Below are 17,943 nucleotides of genomic sequence, written 5' to 3'. Positions count from 1 at the left end.
ATGAAGCTGTTTACTAAGCCTGCGATGCAGACCGCCTTCAGTGTCAGACAAAAAACGCTCATCGTCGATCTGGGGAATCTCCGGTCCGTTCTCTCCTCTGCTCCCAGGGCCGGGGGGATCACGCGGGCCAGGTATATCTTGAACCATCAAGTGGCGAACAACCCAATTAGTAGGGATGCTTGTGGTGCGGGTGCATTTGCGAGATGCGCCGATCCTTCCAGAACATTGGGCAAGCTGGCCTCCTCCCTTGGTATACGAGAGAAATTCGTCGGTCTCATGACAGCCGTGTCGCTCGCAGAGTTGGTTGCCATCCGAGCTGCCTCGGATCACATATGGGTTGAAGGATTTGTGACAGTCGGAACAGCCAATGCCGTGCGGGCAGGGGAATCGGCAACATCGAGTTCGCTCACCAACGGGCGGGCTCATCCCGGCACGATCAACGTGATTCTTGTGACCAATGCGCGCCTATCCGCTTCGGCAATGGTCGGGATGGTGCAGGTTGCGACCGAAGCCAAGACGGCTGCCCTGTTACAGGCCAAGGTGAAGAGTTGGACTGGCCGCTCGGGGGCGACGGGAACGGGAACAGATGCGGTAGTGGTGGTGAGTGGAGAGGGACCTTCTCAGCGATACAGCGGTACCCATACGATTCTCGGTGAACTTGTCGGACAAGTGATTGAGACCGCCGTTACAGAAGGGCTGGCTCGGTACAAACGTTGGCATGCCCGCAGTACCTCATCTCGCCGCATGAGAGGTCTATGATGGTTGATAGAGCCCGAACTAACGCTCTTGCCGTGCTTGGAACTGGCTCCGATGTGGGGAAAAGCCTCATCGTTGTCGGGCTCTGCCGGCTTCTCTTCAGAAAGGGCCTGCGGGTTGCACCATTCAAAGCGCAGAACATGGCACTGAATTCTTTCGCCACGCTCGATGGCGGGGAGATCGGCAGAGCGCAAGCGTTGCAGGCTCAGGCCTGTGGGATCGAGCCGACGGTGGACATGAATCCGATTCTGTTAAAGCCCGAGTCCGATTCACGATCACAGGTGGTGGTGAAAGGAAAAGTCTACGATGGCTTGGATGCGCTTGCATACTTTGAGAGAAAGGAGACGCTGTTCAACATTGTTCGAGAATGTTATTCGCGATTGGCGGGCGAGTACGAGTGCGTCGTCATCGAGGGGGCAGGGAGTGCTGCGGAGATCAATCTCCGGGACCGGGACATCGTAAATTGGCCGGTTGTCAAGTTGGCCGACGCATCAGTCCTGTTGGTAGCGGATATCGATCGAGGCGGAGTCTTCGCGCAGATCATCGGAACGCTTGACTTATTGGCACCTCATGAACGCCACCATGTGCGCGGTGTGATCGTGAATAAGTTCCGCGGAGATCGCCGACTGTTTGAAGACGGTGTCCGTATCCTTGAGGCACGTACAGGTTTGCCAGTCTTGGGAGTCGTTCCTTATTTGCGCGATCTTCTATTAGATCAAGAGGATAGCCTGGATCTGACTCATTCACGAGCGGTTCAGTTTAAGCCTGATCTCACAAATGTAGTCGTAGTCTTGCTCCCTCGCATGAGCAATTTCACCGACTTTAATGCGTTGTCGGCTGAGAAGGATGTGGCGCTCCGGTTTGCTGCTTCCCGGGATGATCTCAGCGGAGCCGACGTGGTGATCCTTCCTGGGAGCAAGAACACGCTCGAAGATCTCGAGTATCTTGTGTCCGCTGGATTCCCGTCTGCCTTACAATTGCACATGGAGAGAGGAGGTGAGCTAGTCGGGATCTGCGGGGGGTACCAGATGCTTGGGCAAGAGGTCGCTGATCCCAAGGGTTTAGAGGGTGGAGGAACGTCAAGAGGGTTAGGGTTTCTTGACGTGGTGACGGAGCTCGATGCGCCAAAGATCTGCCGACAAGTCCGGGCCAGGTCGCTGCTTCACAATATGGAACAGGATGTGCCGGTCCGAGGTTATGAAATCCACATGGGACATACGAGTCGTGGAACTGCCAACCCCTGTTTTCAGACCGAAGCATCTGAAATTCGAGAAGGCGACGCAACGGGTGACGAAGGCGCGGCAAGTGAGAATGGTCGTGTCTGGGGTACCAGCATCCATGGTTTATTCGATCAGGCAGAGTTCCGCAGGAGTTGGCTGAACCGTGTGCGCGGCCGGAAGGGACTTTCACCTATTTCACTCCATGAGTCTGAACTGGTCACAACGCAATTGGGCGCTGAACTGGATCGCTGGGCTGATCATCTTGAAAAATATCTGAGCATGGATTTGATCTATCCTGCATGTGAAGGTCGAAGAAGTCCCCTGTAGCAAATTCCTGAGAGTTCATTTCCCAGTGTTTCTCAATCGCCTCAGCGACGTCTTGTTTGTCTTGGCCCGTTGGATGGCTAAGCAGCAAAATCAACCGGAGTTCTTATGGCAGCGGGATCCGAATAGCTAGAGGGTTTCTCCTTCAAAGTTTCTTTATGTTGCCGGTGTTCCAAGGAATGCCGCGAGTCTCGGATATCCCGTTCCCTTTGAGCAGTCAATCTCTGCAGCACCCACCCCCCACCTGGGTTTCATAGGTCCTCTCTTCAAGTATTTGTACCGGAGGTATGCAGGGGCGTTGTGTCTCCTGGTTGATGATACCCTGCTCGCGAGCCCCAAGCGTCCGTGGCGTAAAGAGAGAAAGAGTTGTCGAAATTGTTGATTTGCTTGCTAATAGCGAATGAATGGCTACACTCAAATTCGCGCAACGACAGAGCCATGGAAATGCTTCGCGACATGATGGAGATCTGAGGCGAAGAGGAATACCTATGCAGAGCTTCAGCTGATCGAAGGTTGCCACAAGGGGGTGAGCCATGGGGTCGCATCCCTCGGTAAAGAGGCTGCCAAAATACCGGGTACGATCACAGCAGGTGGAGAAGGTGAGGATATCATAGCCTTACAACGGCTTGGGCAATCGAGACAGGATGCCGTCAGTCGTTAAGGGCGCTGGGGGAAGGAATTTGCTATGCCAAATGTCTTGATTGCCGACGACAGTATTGCAGTCCGGAAGGTTGCCGAACGGTTGCTGACTGAGGCAGGATTCGGAGTCACGCTAGCAGCGAACGGCGAGGAGGCCTTGGCCTATCTGGCCAAAGAGACGCCTGATTTAGTCGTGACCGACGTGATCATGCCGGATAAAAGCGGCTATGAGGTCTGCGCGTTTGTGCGTGCACAGAGCACGCTCGCGAACACGCCGGTGCTCTTGATCTCCGGCATTGTCAATGACGAGGTGACGAAGCAGGCTGAATCCTGTCATGCGGATGGGGTTTTGAAAAAGCCGTTTCAGGGCACGGCTCTCAAGGATCGCGCGCTCGAGTTGTTGGCAAAGCGTCAAGGTACGGCTGTGCCCAAGCCGACGAACCTGGACAAAGCGGTCAAGTCCATCGAGCTCTTTCAACGGTCGCGTGTAAGCGATGAGCAGACGGACGCCTACCGACAGACAATCCCGCGGCTGAGTCCATTGGAGGGAGAACCCCGGCTTGAAAGAGATCAAGCGACAGAGGGTACTCAGCGGGTCATACCACTCGAAGGACCGGTAGCTCGTGTCAAGGAACTTGAGTCGATGGCGGCCTTGGAGCGAGAGCAGGTTGCGGAGCTCAAAAAGAAACTTGCGGAACTTGAATCCCTCATCCAGATCGAACGAGAGCGGACGATCGAGGCCAAGAATCAAGCATCCACAGCGGAAGCCCTGGGCAGGCGGGTGTGGGAACTGGAGGCAGCCCTTCAGAAAGAACGCGAAAGTGCAGTGCAACAGGCGACGCGTCTGGCCGACCTGCAGATGAATGTGAATCGTGTTCCTGAGCTGGAGGCTGCTCTGTATACCGAGCGGCAGACAGGTTTGCAATTGGCGCAGCACATGACTGAGCTGGAAGGCGAGGTTGCCAGGACTCAGGAATTGTCACAAGGTCTCGCTGCTGAACAGGAAAGAAATAAGGATCTTAACGTTCGTCTCACCGAGGCCCAGCGTGCCTCGCAGAAAGTCCAGGAAATTGAAACGCTCCTTCTCGCGGAACGGGAACGCAATAGCCTCTTGGCGAGGCGCGTATTTGAAGCTGAACAGGCGTCCGGGCTTGCCACCAAGCGATTTGAAGAGGTGGCGGCCAAGCTTGGCGAGATCGCAGGATGGGCTTCTCAGCTGGGGAGTGGAAAGAGACAACCCTTGTCATGAAGGACTGATGTCATGGCTGCCGGCACGACGGACGATTTTCAGAAAGAACTGGTCGATCTATTTGTTGAGGAAGCCCATGAATGGCTCCAGAACCTTCATGTTGCGCTTGACGAGCTCGAACAGGGGCCGGCGCCTGAGCGGTATGCAGAACTGATCGACATGATGTTGGTTGGAGTGACAAACCTCGGTGAGTCTGCCGCCACGATTAATCTGCGCGACATTATGGATGCCTGTCTTGCAGCGTTTCCTTTGATAGAAGTTCTCAAAGATCCCCTGAAGGCGTCTTCTGTTCAGGAGTTCTTTGCAGTCTGTAGGCAGCTGGGACAGATCCAGACTGCGTTAACCCGCGCAACCAGTCTTTCCTCTGAAGGGGGTAGGAGCAGTGCGGATGGAGCGGCGGGGTCCGCAGGCCTCTCACCCGAAAAGTTTGTGCTGGCGCTTCAGGAACTTCTAAGAAACCAGTCTTCCGGTATTGACTCAGGTCGTAATCATATCCGCAATCTGATTGAGGAGATGGAGAAACACGTGCAGGCCAGAGTCGAGCGTATCGATGTCGCAGTCATCCATGGATATCTTGCACGGGTGGCTGAAGCGGAAGAGTTGTTTCTGAAGACGATTGACGAGCGAGTCCCCGATATCTTCGAGAAAGTGAACGCCCTCAAGATGGAGGGGGAGGAGGCTTCCTCCCAGAAGGGAGCACTCGAAGACTCGCTTCAAGACGTCGCACGTCTTCGCGAAGAGGCGCAGCAGGTGAATGCGGCATCGGCCGTGTTGTTTTTCACAGGTTTGCAGAGTCTGCTGACTGTGGCGGCTCAACGTCGAGTGCGTGTGGCTGCCCCGCGGGTTGAATCCGTGAAGACGCGACTACATGAAATGGGTAAAGCCGTCAGACAATGGGTGGAGCATGGGCGGGCCCAGCGTGCTGCAATCGGTCAGTTGCTCCCTGTCAGCCATTCGTAATGGTCGTATTGGAATTCCGCACAGATGTTCATCCAAGCTTGTGGTGGAGTTGTCCCCTCCGACTGGTGCCGGCCCCATGAAATTTGAAGATGACTATACGAGCTACTGGGGGCTGCGGGGCCTTCCGTTCGACAATGTGCCGGACCCGCGATTTTATGTCCCCTGCGTTCAGCATGATGCGGCACACAGATGGCTGAATTACGGGATTCAGGCCCGCAAGGGGATACTCCTCCTCACAGGCGATATCGGGTGTGGGAAAACGTTGTTGAGCCGTCGACTGATCGTCGGGCTGTCGCCTGCTCAATATGATGTCGCGCTCGTCGCCAATCCCGCGTTGTCCCCCTCCGAATTGTTGGATGAAGTGTTAGCTCAGTTCGGACTCGAACTGGTGCAATCAAAGGCTGCGCGATTACAGATGCTCAATGAACGTCTGCAACTCAATGAGCAGCGAGGGGTCAGCTCTGTGCTGGTGGTGGATGAGGCGCAAGCGATTGAAAGCCTTAACGGATTTGAAGAACTCCGATTGTTGACGAATTTCCAGCTCAACGATCGATATCTCTTGACTGTTGTGCTGATCGGCCAGCCGGAATTGCGTGGCCTTGTTGCGGATATCCCGCAATTGAACCAGCGGATTGCGGTCCGAGCCCATCTGGGCCCGTTCACGGCAGAGGAGACGACGGCGTATATCGGGGCACGCATGGAGGCGGTGACCGATCGGACGGACGTATTTACGAAAGAGGCGATCGCAAGCATTTTTGAGCAGAGCCAGGGGATCGGAAGGGTCATTAATACGCTCTGTGATCAATGTCTCTTTGCCGGAGCTATCGAACAGGTCACACAGATCGATGACCGGCTCGTTCAGCGGGTCGGGCCGGTCACGAATACGCCCATGGCCGTGGAGAAGAGTGCCGCGAAGGACCTCAACGGGATCGGATCATATCGTGAAGTTATATCAAAGTACGCGAGTGGGCGACAATAAAGTAGATGCCTATCGGTGGGTCGTCGCACGAGAGACAATATTAATCTCTCCCCTGCAGAGCGAAACGGGAATGCCGTAACCCTGGTATAGTGCGAAACGGGTAAGAATCGCCAAGCGGTAGGCCAATGTGGTTACAAGAGAGACGTTACCAGGTCTCTACGAACAGAGTCAGATGGCCGAGCTGCTTGTTCAGTTGGCTTGGTAGGTCATCGGTGGACGGACGAATATTTCGCGGGGGCAACAGTTTGTGGTGAGCGAGCCCAGTATGACGGATTGGTATCGCCTTGCGCAGGAACAGCTGACGGGGGTGGCTCTTGCGGTCCAGCAGCAAGAGCCACTCAACATGGAGGCCTTGTCTGCCCTAGCCACAGGGATTGCAGAGGCGGTCAAAAAAAATGACCAATTGCTCGTTCAGGCGATGAGTGGGCTGGTAGGTCCTCCTCTGATTACGAACCTCGTGAATGTCGGGATTCTGGCGACCAAGGTCGGTGCGGGGTTGGGCTATCATGGGAAAGAGCTGGAACGACTGACCTTCGCAGGGCTCCTGCATGACATTGGGCTCTTTGCCGTCCCGCAATCGTTGATCACAAAGTCTGGTCGGTTGACCATGGAGGAGCGGGCGCTCATTGAACGACATCCTGAACTCGGCTATCAAACGATTCAGAAGGCCGGTGAGAAATATGACTGGTTGGCTCAGGTGGTGAGCCAGGCGCATGAACGGTGGAATGGACAGGGCTATCCAAAAAAACTGAAGGGGCGGCAAGTCAGCGAGTTTGCCCAGATCATCGGCGTGGTGGATATTTTCGATGCCCTCGTGAGCCCGCGCGGGTACCGCCGCCGATTCTTTCCGCATGAAGCGGTGCGTGAATTGTTGGCTGTGGAACGGACAGCGTTTCCTCGTGAAATCGTCAAAGCGCTGGTCCAACAGCTATCGGCATATCCGCTTGGTACCTTGGTGCGGTTGAGCACCGGAGAAGTCGGGTCGGTCATGCGCATCAATATGCGCTATCCGCTCCGCCCCGTGGTATTAGTCGAAGGCGATGCGGTCTCCGGCCAGGAGGAACGGCAGATCGATCTGCGTCTTGCCCCGCTGGTGTCCATCATCGAAACACTTAAGCCTCCTGACGTTGCGCGTGTCACGTTTCCCTCACAGGAGGTGCGCGCGAAGGCAGCTGATGTTGTGCCCACGGCATCCGATCGGTTTACGCTGCTTTTGGAAGGCTTGGACGCTCTTGCAAGCTCAATACAAGGCGCCGTCGAGTCCAGGACTCCTCTACCTGAAGAGAGGAGTGCGCAAGATCTCTCGGATGCCAGTTTTGAAAAGGAGGTCATCGGTCTATTCGCTCTTGAAGCCCATCAATGGCTGGCTCAAATTCAGATGGCGGTGAAACAGATCGCTGGGGGGGCCAATGGGACGGTGCGACCGAAGCTCTACGGCATTCTCTTACACGGCATTACGAATCTTGCAAAATCTGCGTCGACGGCGCAGCTCAAGACGATAGAACAGATGGCCTCGAATCTGCTGTCGATTCTCCACGATGTGGAGCAACAAGAACCGCGTAAGGTAACGGCAGCCCTTCAGTCGCTTCAGGAGGGGTTGGATCGGATCAGTCTGGCTGTGCATCGTTTAGCAGGAGAGCAAGAGGGTCGACGAATTAGAACCGATGATGTCCTAGTAAAAACGGTCAGCGAGCCTCAGGAGGTTCTTCCTACCGTCATCGCGGAACCCCCTAAATCTATTGATGCGCAGCCTCCCATCGCCGTGAGTTCCAATGTGCCGCTCATACAGGCCCTTCGGGCTCTCCAGCAGGCTCGCGCCAGGTCGATGCAGCCTGCCCGTGATGTGCTGGAGGCGGTGATCCAGCGAGCTGAGCGGGAAGGCGATCGTCTTGACGTTGCCGGTGTCGAGCGTATTTTGACTCAACTTGACAAACTCGACGAAGAATTTCTTCAAGAGGTCCGTCGGCGGGTTCCGATCATCAGTTCGACTCTTGCAAGTTTGCGAGCGAGCGGGGCAACGGATTTCGTGACGGCCGCGCAACTCGATCCTGTTCTTGAACAGGTCGAGGCCCTCTACGATCTGGCCAGTCGTGTGCAGGCGACGATGATCACGATGTTTTTGCAAGGGCTGCGATCTTTCCTCATGGTCTCGGCCTACAGAAAAACCTCGTCGTTGGCGCAGCGACTGGGAACGGTCGAGACCAGGGTTCACGCATTGATCCCGATGGCAGAGCAATGGAGCAACATAGGGCGTGTTGAACGATCAGCCATTAGTGACATCCTGCCGGTCTAAAGAAGGTTTGCCCTGCTGGTCACGCGAGTCTCGCATCTCCTGTCGCTCTGCGCTCCCATCCCCTAAGTCCCACCGCTGACAAAACACATCTCGGTGAAATTGCACGGATTGTTCTGCCTATCAATTGGGCAATGTGCAAGATGCTTTGGTACTGCCTGGTATTGCCCGCTCGTCCACATGGTTGTCCACAATCCATCCACATCTTTTGTGGACACCGTGAGTCGGGCTGTCCTTGCCGTACCGAACTGCCGCCGTTTCCTTTGCGGGGCAGCGAGTGGATTACGGTGAAAAGTCTTTCTGCAAGAGGAGTTCAGGTGTCGAGGCCTGCCTGAGTCCTATGGATTGAGGAGATAGGTGTTCAGCGCGTAAAAACTGGGCCTGTCGCGTGCTGTTGGCGGTGGGTCATCCACAATTGCTCATCCAGTCTTGGGGATTACGCGTATTGTTCAGGCCGCTCAGGCACAGATGCTCAATCCCCTGTTTCTCGTCTATGCAACAAGTGGTGGAAGGGTGGTATGATCCCGCCGCCAACTCGGAGAAGGTTAAGGTTAAGGTTGAGGCTAAGATGAGCGTGTCAGATCTTCGCTCAACCTTGACCTCGACCTCAGCCTGCTGGATAGGAGAATGTATCGATGCCGAAACTTGTGACGGTGTTGCGACCAGAGAAAATTGACGAGCAAGCACGCATGTATGTCCGGTCCTATGTCCTCTTCCCTGCAGGAACGATAGGATTGATCTGTCTGATCGGTGGGGTGGGCTCGCTCGCGTATCAACTCATATTCAGCCATACGTACAGTTGGCTGACGCTTCTCACCAGCACAGTTTTGTTCGTGGTCGGAGGGTTATACGGGTGGGGAAAAGCACGCTATCATTGCTATCTCTTCGCCAATTTTCCAGAGGTGTATGCGGCAAAGATGCGCAGCGCTGTGGCTCAACGCAGCAGGAAGGCCAAGGCTGAGCCGGATGCGCCCTCGATCGAACACCCCGGGCGAGGCTTCGTCACGGCGATTTCTGTTGCCGGGGCGCTACTGATCTTTGGCGCTTCGGCTGCGGCCATACTACGAGGCGATCTCGATCCGTTACCGGCTTTTCTGATGCCATGGGCAGGATTCTACTGGGCGAAGTTATTTATTTGGCGCGGAGTCATAGAATAGCGGAATTCATGGGCCTAAGGAATGGTCAATGGTGAATGGGCAATGTTCGGAGCAGGATTTGATTTGGTCATTTCCGAACGTCAACCATCTACCATTGACCATCCCTCTTACCCCTTACGTTTTCTCGTCGTGGCTTTGGCCTTGGAGGCTTGAGAAGCCGAGTGCGATGCTTCGAGTTGTTTCACCCGGTCCTCCAAGGTACGCACGACCTGTCGGAGTTCAGGGAGCCGTGGAATCACGGCTTGCGCTTTCACCCACACCTCATGCGGCATCGCGGGAGCCCCTGACACGATCTGGTTGGGCTCGATGCTGCGGTTCACTCCTGCGCGAGCGGCGATCATGACCTGATCTCCGATCGCGATATGGTCTGCCAGCCCTGCCTGTCCGCCGATCATGACGTGATGCCCTACGCGAGTGCTTCCGGCGATCCCCACCTGAGCCACCAGGATAGAGTGGGCGCCGATCGTGACGTTGTGAGCAATCTGAACCAGGTTATCGACCTTGGTGCCTTGCTTGATGATCGTTTGACCGAGTGTGGCGCGATCGACTGTCACATTGGCCCCCAGCTCTACGTCATCCTCGATGGTAACCCCCCCGAGCTGAGGAATTTTGTAATGCCGCCCCTGGTCCTGCACATAGCCGAATCCGTCGCTTCCGATCACCGTGCCGCTATGAATGATGACGCGGGCTCCAATTGTGCAGCCCTCCCTGACCACGACGTTGGGATAGAGCAGCGTATCGTCTCCAATCGTGGTATCGTTACCTACAAAGACACCTGGATAGAGTGTGACTCGCGCGCCAATCGTCACCCGGTCTCCCAGGGTGACTCCCGGCCAAATCGAGGGATCGGAACCGATTTGAGTATCAAGGCCTCGGACGACAGTCTTGTCAATACCGCGGGGAGGTGAGATGGGACAGAAGAACGTCCGAGCCACCTTCGCAAAAGCCAATGTCGGATTGGCGATGATGATGTGAGGCGTGACGAACTCATCAAGCCGCCGGTGGGCAAGGAGTGCCCCAGCAGCGGTGGATCCATGTGTCTTGAGCACCCGATCCCCTGTGACAAAGGTCAAATCGTTTGGGCCTGCTTCCTCTAGGCTTGATAGGCCTGTCACGGTAGCCAGCGGGGAGCCCACAATCTCTCCCCCGACAAGGTCATGGATCTGCGCTAGAGAAATAGGAGTACGCGTGCTCGTCGCCATAGAGGTCAGGACTTCTTTTTTCTCTTTAAGTTGGGAGGCTTCACTCGCTTCTCGATCGGGGCCGCTGAACCGTTTTTTCCCAGCCGCTTCTCAACATACGTGACGACGTGGCCGACATTCGTCAGCCCCGCCAGGTCCTGGTCGGGAATCTGGAGATCGAAGGCCTCCTCGATGCGGTACAGCAGTTCGATCACTGCCATAGAGTCAAGGCCTAAATCGTCGCGTAGATGCTGTGTCGGGAGTATCGTGGCCGGATCGCGTTTCAGGTACTCACCCAAGGCGGTGCGGATTTTCAGTGATATGGTAGTGTCTGCCGTCATCTCTCCATCTCTAACCTTCAGGCTTTCAACCTTCGGCCTTCAGTCGTTGCCTGTTTGAATACCACAGCGGCGTTGTTGCTGCCAAATCCAAAGGCATTCAGCAATGCCACTTTCACACGACGCTCCTGCGCCGATCGGGATAGCCCTGCCAGCGCGCAAGCAGGATCTGGGTCATCGTAGTTAGCGGTTGGATGGATCTTGCCGGTATGGAGGGCCAGCACCGAAGCGATCCCTCCGATGGCGCCGGCGGCCCCCAGTGTGTGGCCGATCAGCGATTTCGTGGCGTTGACGGCAATGGCGTCAGCCCGTCTCTTGAACAGAAGCCTGATGGCTTTGGACTCCACGGCGTCGCCGATGGTCGTCGACGTTGCGTGGGCATTGATGTAATCCACCTGGGTTGGGGTCATGCCGGCATCTGCGATAGCCAGCCGCATGGTGTGGGCCACTTCGATGCCATCTTCACGGGGGATAACCATATGGTAAGCCTCGCTGGTGGCTGCATAACCTGCGACTTCAGCATAGACTCTCGCCTTGCGCTTCTTGGCATGCGTGGCCGATTCCAAGATGAGTGTGCCGGCGCCTTCTCCCATGATGAAGCCATCGCGCATCAGATCGAAGGGTCGAGAGGCCTTCTCCGGGTGGTCGTTGAATTTCGAGGAAAGTGCGCGCAGGGAGCAAAATCCTGCAAAGACGAGCGGGGTAATGCTGGCATCGGCTCCCACGGTGATCACGACATCGGCACGGCCTTCACGGATACAGTGGAGCGCTTGCCCGAGCGCATGGGCGCTGGAGGAGCAGGCGGTTGAGATGGTGAGATTGGGGCCTTTGGCGCCATGGGCCATGGCAAGGATACCCGAAGCTGAATTGAGGGTGATGGCTGGAATAAAATTCGGATGGACGCGATGAGGCTTCTGCTGCTGGTGGAGCTGCGTGATTTCACGCTCGCCCATCACCATTCCACCCATGCCGGCACCCACAATCACCCCGACACGGTGAGGATTTTCCTTCGCCATCTGAAGGCCGGAGTCGGCCAACGCTTCTTTTGCCGACACGAGTGCAAACTGGGCATAACGGTCCACACGTTCGCCATGGGCTGAGTCGAGGAACCGTTCGACCGCGAAGCCGCGCACTTGGCCAGCGACCTTGGAGCGGTAGCCCTCCACAGGAAACGGATCGAAAGAGGTGATGGCTGAGATGCCGGATTGGCCGGCTAGGGCGGCTTTCCAGAAGTCACTGACCCCGATACCGATAGGGGAAACAATACCCAGTCCAGTCACGACCACACGCGAGCGCATCGTTTCGATAATCTCCTTAACGGGCTTGCTTCTACTTACCGGATGCGCCGATGGCAGTCAACAAGGCGGGAGGCTGGTTGGTTTGGTTTGTTTTGTTTATTTGGTTCATTTGGTTAGTTTCCTTCAACCAAAAAAACCAAACGAATTAAATGAACCAAATAACGTTTTTCGCATCTTGTTAGTACCGCACCTTGAGGATCAGATAGAGGCCAAAACTGAAGAAAAGAACGTTCGCCATCCAGCCGGCGATCAGAGGTGTCAAAGCTCCGCCACGGCCGAGTGCAATCGCGATGGAATGTGCCGTCCAATAGCAGAAGCCGACGGCAAGTGCCTGCCCGATTCCTATCGCCATGCCCCCACCTCTTGCGCCACTCCGGCGGAGACTCAGCGCAATACCGATTAGGACCATGATCACGGTGACGAACGGGAACGCGATCCGGCTGTAATAGTCTGTTTGCAGCCTCGCGACCTGAGAGCCTTGTTGCGGCCGACGTCTGGAATAGGCCCGGATATCGTGGAATGTCATCAACTCGGAGTCGCCAGCGAGCCACGTGGTGAAGTCATCGGGGATGAGAGTCATCGCGATGGCTTGGTGGTCGAATACGGTAGTCGCGACGGTTCCGTCGGAAGAAAATTGTCGGCGCCGTCCTTGATACAGCGTCCATGTCGAGTCAGCGTAGCGGGCTTCGTCGGCTTCGGTCATGTCAGCCAATTGGAAGTTGTGGTCGAACTGAAAGAGCCGCACCCCGCCCAAGAGTTCCCCGCCGACGGAGACGCTCGTGACCTGCATGAGGCTGTCGGTCCCTACTCTTGTCCAGGGCTGCTTGAGCAGCACGGTTGAGGCGGGAGATTTTTTTTCGATGCGTGTGGCCCGAATCTCTTCGGACTTGCCGGCAGCCAGCGGGATGACAGCAGAACTGAAGAGTAAGAGGACAAGGGTGACTCCTGCGGCAAAGACGATAAAGGGGGTGATGATCCATCGTAAACTGATACCGCAACTGCGCATGGCGGTAATTTCGTGGCTGCGGGAGAGCAATCCAAAAGTGAGCAATGTCGCCATCAGAATGGCCAGTGGCGCGATCTGGTATGAAATCGCGGGAGCTTTGAGAAGAAAATACGCCAGGATGTCGAGCCAGTCGGCGTCATAGCGCAGAAAACGGCGTACTTTCTCGAAGAAGTCGATGACGAGGTAGATCGTCATCAACCCGCTAAAACACATCGTGAAGATTTTTCCGTATTCGCGAAGGAGATAGCGGAAGAGAATGGTCATGGGGTTAGCGGCGACTCATATTGTAAAACCACCCAATGGTGATGAAAAGAAAAATGCCGTTCGGTAGCCAGGCTCCGGCAAAAGGCGGCAGATGCGCTGTCGTGACCAGGAATTCGCACGCGACGTTCAGCACGTAGTAGATGATGATGACTAACACACCGACCGCAAATCCGCCTATTCGGCCGGATCTTCTGGACGCGATACCGACCGGGACGCCCAGCAGGCAAAATACCAGCGATGCGGTCGGGAAGGCCAGATCTTTATAATACTCCATTAATCGCCGGAGTGCGCCAGGATCGCGCCATTGGGATTGTGTGAGCTGGCCGATAATGGCGTCATACGACGGACGCTCTTCCGTGGCTGAATAGCCGCTCTGATTGAGCGAAAGTTTCAAATCATAATTGGCGAAGGACGCTTGTTCATACTGATCTGCCTGGTTCGGTCGGCTATGAATGACTCCATGGTGTAAACGTAGGGCCACCTGATTGGTGGAGGCATCCATAAAGACCTCGAACTGCTGGGCGACGATGATGCGGGGATCATCTGGATTTCGCTCATCGGAGACGAAGATACCGGTTGTGGCTTGAGTCGGATCCCCGTCCGGAACATAGATCATCATCTTGGGGATGGGCTCGTTAAATGTTCCCCGCTCCAATGCCAGGACTAGCTGATCTCGCAGGAGATTCAGCGCGACTTTCTTGAGATTCAGTGAGCTCCAGGGTTGCCCCCACTGTGCCAGCCACAGGGTCAACCCGAACACGAGCAGGGCAAAGAGCAGCACGGGCCGAGCCAAACGCATGAGGCTCAGGCCCGCAGTCTGCATTGCCACCAGTTCCTTGTCGAAGGACAATCGCCCGAACGCAGTGATCGAGGCAATGATCCCGGCGATCGGGAGGGTTAACACGAGGAACGAAGGCATCAGATGGACAAACACTTGCAAAATCGCCAGGATTCCGACGCCTTTGGAGACCAACAGTTCTACCAAACGCAAGAGTTCCCGCGTCAGCATCACAAAACACAGTGCGCCGAGGCTGACACTGAAGGGGGAAAGAAGTTCGGTGAAGATGTAGCGATCCAGCAGCGTTCGTAGAAACATTCGAAGAATCCGCCCCTCGCAGAATTTAACACTATAAGTGAGCAGGCAGGGCTTGTCTACCATACTGTCAACTGTCTGGCCGGAAGCCATGAGGCCAAAGAATGGCTTGACAAGATTTGAAACCTCATGATACATGCTCCGAAGCTTGAACCGAGATGGGTCTCACGAATAATATTTTGTCGCTCCACATGAACCCATCATTCCAACCTATGTCTCTTCTTTCTTTTTCTCTTCATCATCATGGGTATCGCCAGCAGAGTTTCGGGACCGGCCACGTCATGAGTCGTGGTCGTTGAGGAAAGGAGTATTTCCGTGAAGACAAAAGGTACCGTCAAATGGTTCAACGATCGCAAGGGATTTGGGTTCATTCGTCTTGAGGGCGGGGATGATGTTTTCGTCCATTATTCGGCGTTGCAGGGAGAAGGATTCAAAACCTTGAAAGAGGGGGAGAGTGTCGAGTTCGAAGTCGTGCAAGGCGCAAAGGGGCCGCAGGCTTCGAACGTCTTGAAGATGGCCATTACCGAGTCTTGACCGTTAGATTTTACTAGATTTGCGCGTGAAGGCCTGCCTTTCAAGGCAGGCCTTCGTAGTAATGCTGAGACATTCCCATCCAAACCCTCCAATTCGTTGACAATACCCAAAGACACTGTTAGCGTTTGATCGTTAGCCCGCATGATTCATGAAGGTTCGTCGCGAAAGCGTGCAGACGCGAAGCGAGACGGGCACTCGGAGATGTGAAGCCCTGAGGCATACTCGCGCAGTATGTCGAAGGGCTGAACGGCGAGACTGCCCGTCGCAGCCGCGTATCCGCGCTTGCAGCAGAAGTTTCATGAATCATGCGGGTGAGGGAGGTCTGACTTGGCGATCGACCGCAGTACGGTATTGCATAGTGCGCAACTCTTTGCCTCGCGGGGTCAATTCGACGCCGCTATCAGTGAATGGAAGAAACTTTCCATCGAGGCGCCGGGCGATGGGAGTATCTTCAATTCAATCGGGGAGTTGCACCTCAAACGTCAAGCCACCGCCGATGCCGTCGCAGCTTTTGCGCAGGCGGCCGCCGCCTTCCGCGCCGAAGGGGCCACCCTCAAGGCGATCGCAACATACAAGAAGATACTGAAGCTTGATCCTTCCCGATACGATGTATTCAGGCATCTCGGGGATCTCAACGCTGAACGTGGTTTGCTCAGTAGCGCGGTTCAAGATTATCTCACGCTCGGGAAACACTATCTCAAATCGGGAAAAACCAAAGACGCGCTGGATATCTATAAGAAGATCGTCAGCCAGGATCCCTCGAACTTGGATGCTCAGCAGCGTGTGGCGGAATTATGCCTGCAAGAAAATATGCAGGAGGAGGCTACGAAGGTTTATTTGCAGTTGGGGCGTGAGCGGTCAGCCCAACAGCGTTATGCTGAGGCAAAGGATGCCTATCAAGCCGTCTTGCGGATCGCTCCTGCCAATAGTGAGGCGGCTCAGTTCATCGAACATTTCACCAAAGTCGGCGGGGGCTCTAGCCCCGCAACCAAGAAAGCAGCCGGCTCTAAAGCTGAATCACCCAAGAGTGCCGAGCCGCTCGATCTCCTGTCTGAAGCGACACGCCGGATTGACGCAAAACAATTTGCCGGGGCCGAGGCCATTCTCAACCAAATGTTGACGAAAGAGCCTGGAAATCCTGACGTCTGCCAGTTGCTCGCAAAGCTGCATCTGCAACGTGGTGATCTTCAGATCGCCCTCGGCGAATATCGCTATCTTGCCGGGGCGGCATTGCGGGTGCAGGACTATCCGAAGGCTGAAAAGCTGATTACAGATTTTCTTGAGGTCGAACCGCAGTCGGTTGCGATGCTGGAACTCTACGGAGAGCTCTATGGAGAAAAAGGTGACCCCGCCAACGCGGTGATCCAGTATGGAAAGGCCATTGAGCTGTTGCTGGAACATCCCGAACCAGGGATGCCGACGTTGCATGAGGAACTGTTTGAGAAGGTCACTGCGATGGCGCCGGATAGCCCAACGGTGAAGAGGTTGACTGCGCTCATGCACGGCACTGCAGTGAACGAACCGCTTGGTTCGCCTCGATCAGAGACCCCTGCGCCTTCGATAGCTGCAATCCCAGCCGACTCTGTGCAGGCAGACACATTTTCGATAGCCAATGCTGCACCAGACGACCCTCCCTGGAGTCTGCCCTCCAAGCTTGCCCCATTACAAGATAGGCAGTCTTCAGTGGTTGTGCCGGAACCAGCAGCAAACCCGTGGGAGCTAGCACGGTCAAGGGAGTCGGAACCGGCTACGCCTGGTAGTGGATCATTGTGGGAGAATGTTGCGCCGGATCAGCTATGGGGGGCGTTGCCGGAAGAGGCAGGTGCAGACGATCCTCCTCCGCCTGTCCTTTCGACCAGCGAGCAGTTCCAGACCTATGTGAAGGCTGGCCAGCAGGCTGAGGCTGAGGATTGGCTTAGCCGATTGGTCACAGAGCAGCCGGATCATGCAGAGGCGCGGGAACTGTTCGGCTCCCTGCTCGAAGCCAAGGGCGATACAGCCGGCGCAGCTTTGCAATACTCCCGTGCCCTCGAATTGATCCTGGCGGGCCAGAATAATGAGAGTCCGACTCGACAGGCGAGCCTCTATGCAAAAGTCAAAGAATTAGCTCCGGCCAGCCCCTTGCTGGCCAAATGGGCTGCGACATTTGCGCTGAACCAGCAAGCATCGGTGGCTGCTGCAGAGCCGGTGCTATCGGCTCCACCTGGGATAGAGATTGATCCAGAAACTCACTACATGCTGGGAGTGGCTTACAAGAATATGGGGCTGCTGAACGAAGCGAAAGAAGAATTTTCCCTCTCGATGAAGAGCCACGACTTTTTCTTGGACTCCTGTCTCATGGTCGCAGTCTGTTCGAAAGAGCAGGGCGAATGGCAGTCGGCGATCGCCCAGCTCGAGGCGCTGCTGAAGGACCCTCAGTGCCAGGGGGCCAAGGGGCAAGCCATTCGCTATGAACTGGGATTACTCTACGAAACTCAAGAGCAGTGGGACCAGGCTGCCGCAATTTACGAATTGATTCCGACCTTCCACGACGTCTCCCAACGGCTTGAATTGGCCCGCGCGCACAGGCGAGCCACAACTGAGCCCATAGCCTTTCGCTACAGAAACTAGCAGCAGGATGCTGAAAAAGCCCGCCAGCGGCGTTCTCACCTTGAA

The 17,943-nt window shown here is 55.6% G+C and carries 14 protein-coding genes; 9 read left to right on the top strand and 5 right to left on the bottom strand.

What is annotated here, in order from left to right; translation table 11 throughout:
• The 7 genes from HZB34_09975 (at position 1) to HZB34_09945 (ending at position 9,574) form a co-directional block, all read left to right on the top strand.
• Positions 1 to 759 (top strand): adenosylcobinamide amidohydrolase, encoded by a 759-nt coding sequence (locus HZB34_09975; GenBank protein MBI5316289.1) that lies wholly within the window; start codon positions 1 to 3, stop codon positions 757 to 759.
• Entirely contained in the window at positions 759 to 2,303 is a 1,545-nt protein-coding gene (locus HZB34_09970; protein MBI5316288.1) for a cobyric acid synthase, read from the top strand. The genes HZB34_09975 and HZB34_09970 overlap by 1 nt, the downstream gene beginning before the upstream one ends.
• Before the next feature lie 682 nt (positions 2,304 to 2,985).
• Entirely contained in the window at positions 2,986 to 4,188 is a 1,203-nt protein-coding gene (locus tag HZB34_09965; GenBank protein ID MBI5316287.1) for a response regulator, read from the top strand.
• Between the two features lie 12 nt (positions 4,189 to 4,200).
• Entirely contained in the window at positions 4,201 to 5,148 is a 948-nt protein-coding gene (locus HZB34_09960; GenBank protein ID MBI5316286.1) for a hypothetical protein, read from the top strand.
• 76 nt (positions 5,149 to 5,224) lie between these two features.
• Positions 5,225 to 6,127: an AAA family ATPase gene (locus tag HZB34_09955; protein ID MBI5316285.1), complete on the top strand. Its 903-nt coding sequence runs from the start codon at positions 5,225 to 5,227 to the stop codon at positions 6,125 to 6,127.
• Positions 6,128 to 6,392: 265 nt separating this feature from the next.
• Positions 6,393 to 8,420 (top strand): HD-GYP domain-containing protein, encoded by a 2,028-nt coding sequence (locus HZB34_09950; protein MBI5316284.1) that lies wholly within the window; start codon positions 6,393 to 6,395, stop codon positions 8,418 to 8,420.
• Positions 8,421 to 9,052: 632 nt separating this feature from the next.
• On the top strand, positions 9,053 to 9,574 hold the full coding sequence (locus tag HZB34_09945; protein MBI5316283.1) for a hypothetical protein: 522 nt from the start codon (positions 9,053 to 9,055) through the stop codon (positions 9,572 to 9,574).
• 107 nt (positions 9,575 to 9,681) lie between these two features.
• On the opposite strand, the gene lpxD is transcribed toward HZB34_09945, so the two are convergent.
• The 5 genes from lpxD to lptF all read right to left on the bottom strand — a co-directional run bounded on the left by lpxD (position 9,682) and on the right by lptF (position 14,757).
• Positions 9,682 to 10,776, bottom strand: a complete 1,095-nt coding sequence (gene lpxD, locus HZB34_09940) for a UDP-3-O-(3-hydroxymyristoyl)glucosamine N-acyltransferase (GenBank protein ID MBI5316282.1) — start codon at positions 10,774 to 10,776, stop codon at positions 9,682 to 9,684.
• Positions 10,777 to 10,781: 5 nt separating this feature from the next.
• Complete coding sequence (locus tag HZB34_09935) at positions 10,782 to 11,096, bottom strand: acyl carrier protein (protein MBI5316281.1); 315 nt, start codon at positions 11,094 to 11,096, stop codon at positions 10,782 to 10,784.
• A 17-nt stretch (positions 11,097 to 11,113) separates the two neighbouring features.
• A complete protein-coding gene (fabF, locus tag HZB34_09930) occupies positions 11,114 to 12,391 on the bottom strand; it encodes a beta-ketoacyl-ACP synthase II (GenBank protein MBI5316280.1) in 1,278 nt (425 codons plus the stop codon).
• A gap of 178 nt (positions 12,392 to 12,569) precedes the next feature.
• A complete protein-coding gene (lptG, locus tag HZB34_09925) occupies positions 12,570 to 13,661 on the bottom strand; it encodes an LPS export ABC transporter permease LptG (GenBank protein MBI5316279.1) in 1,092 nt (363 codons plus the stop codon).
• 4 nt (positions 13,662 to 13,665) lie between these two features.
• Entirely contained in the window at positions 13,666 to 14,757 is a 1,092-nt protein-coding gene (gene lptF / locus HZB34_09920) for an LPS export ABC transporter permease LptF (protein ID MBI5316278.1), read from the bottom strand.
• Between the two features lie 312 nt (positions 14,758 to 15,069).
• On the opposite strand from lptF, the gene HZB34_09915 reads away from it, so the two are divergent.
• Both HZB34_09915 and HZB34_09910 read left to right on the top strand, forming a co-directional pair.
• Positions 15,070 to 15,288 (top strand): cold shock domain-containing protein, encoded by a 219-nt coding sequence (locus HZB34_09915; protein ID MBI5316277.1) that lies wholly within the window; start codon positions 15,070 to 15,072, stop codon positions 15,286 to 15,288.
• Between the two features lie 327 nt (positions 15,289 to 15,615).
• Positions 15,616 to 17,898 carry a tetratricopeptide repeat protein gene (locus tag HZB34_09910; protein ID MBI5316276.1) on the top strand — a complete coding sequence of 761 codons (2,283 nt, stop codon included), beginning with the start codon at positions 15,616 to 15,618 and terminating at the stop codon, positions 17,896 to 17,898.
• Positions 17,899 to 17,943: the final 45 nt, after the last annotated feature.

Source organism: Nitrospirota bacterium (assembly GCA_016219645.1).
Taxonomy (GTDB): Bacteria; Nitrospirota; Nitrospiria; order Nitrospirales; family Nitrospiraceae; genus Palsa-1315.
This window is presented reverse-complemented; position numbering and strand designations above follow the sequence as displayed.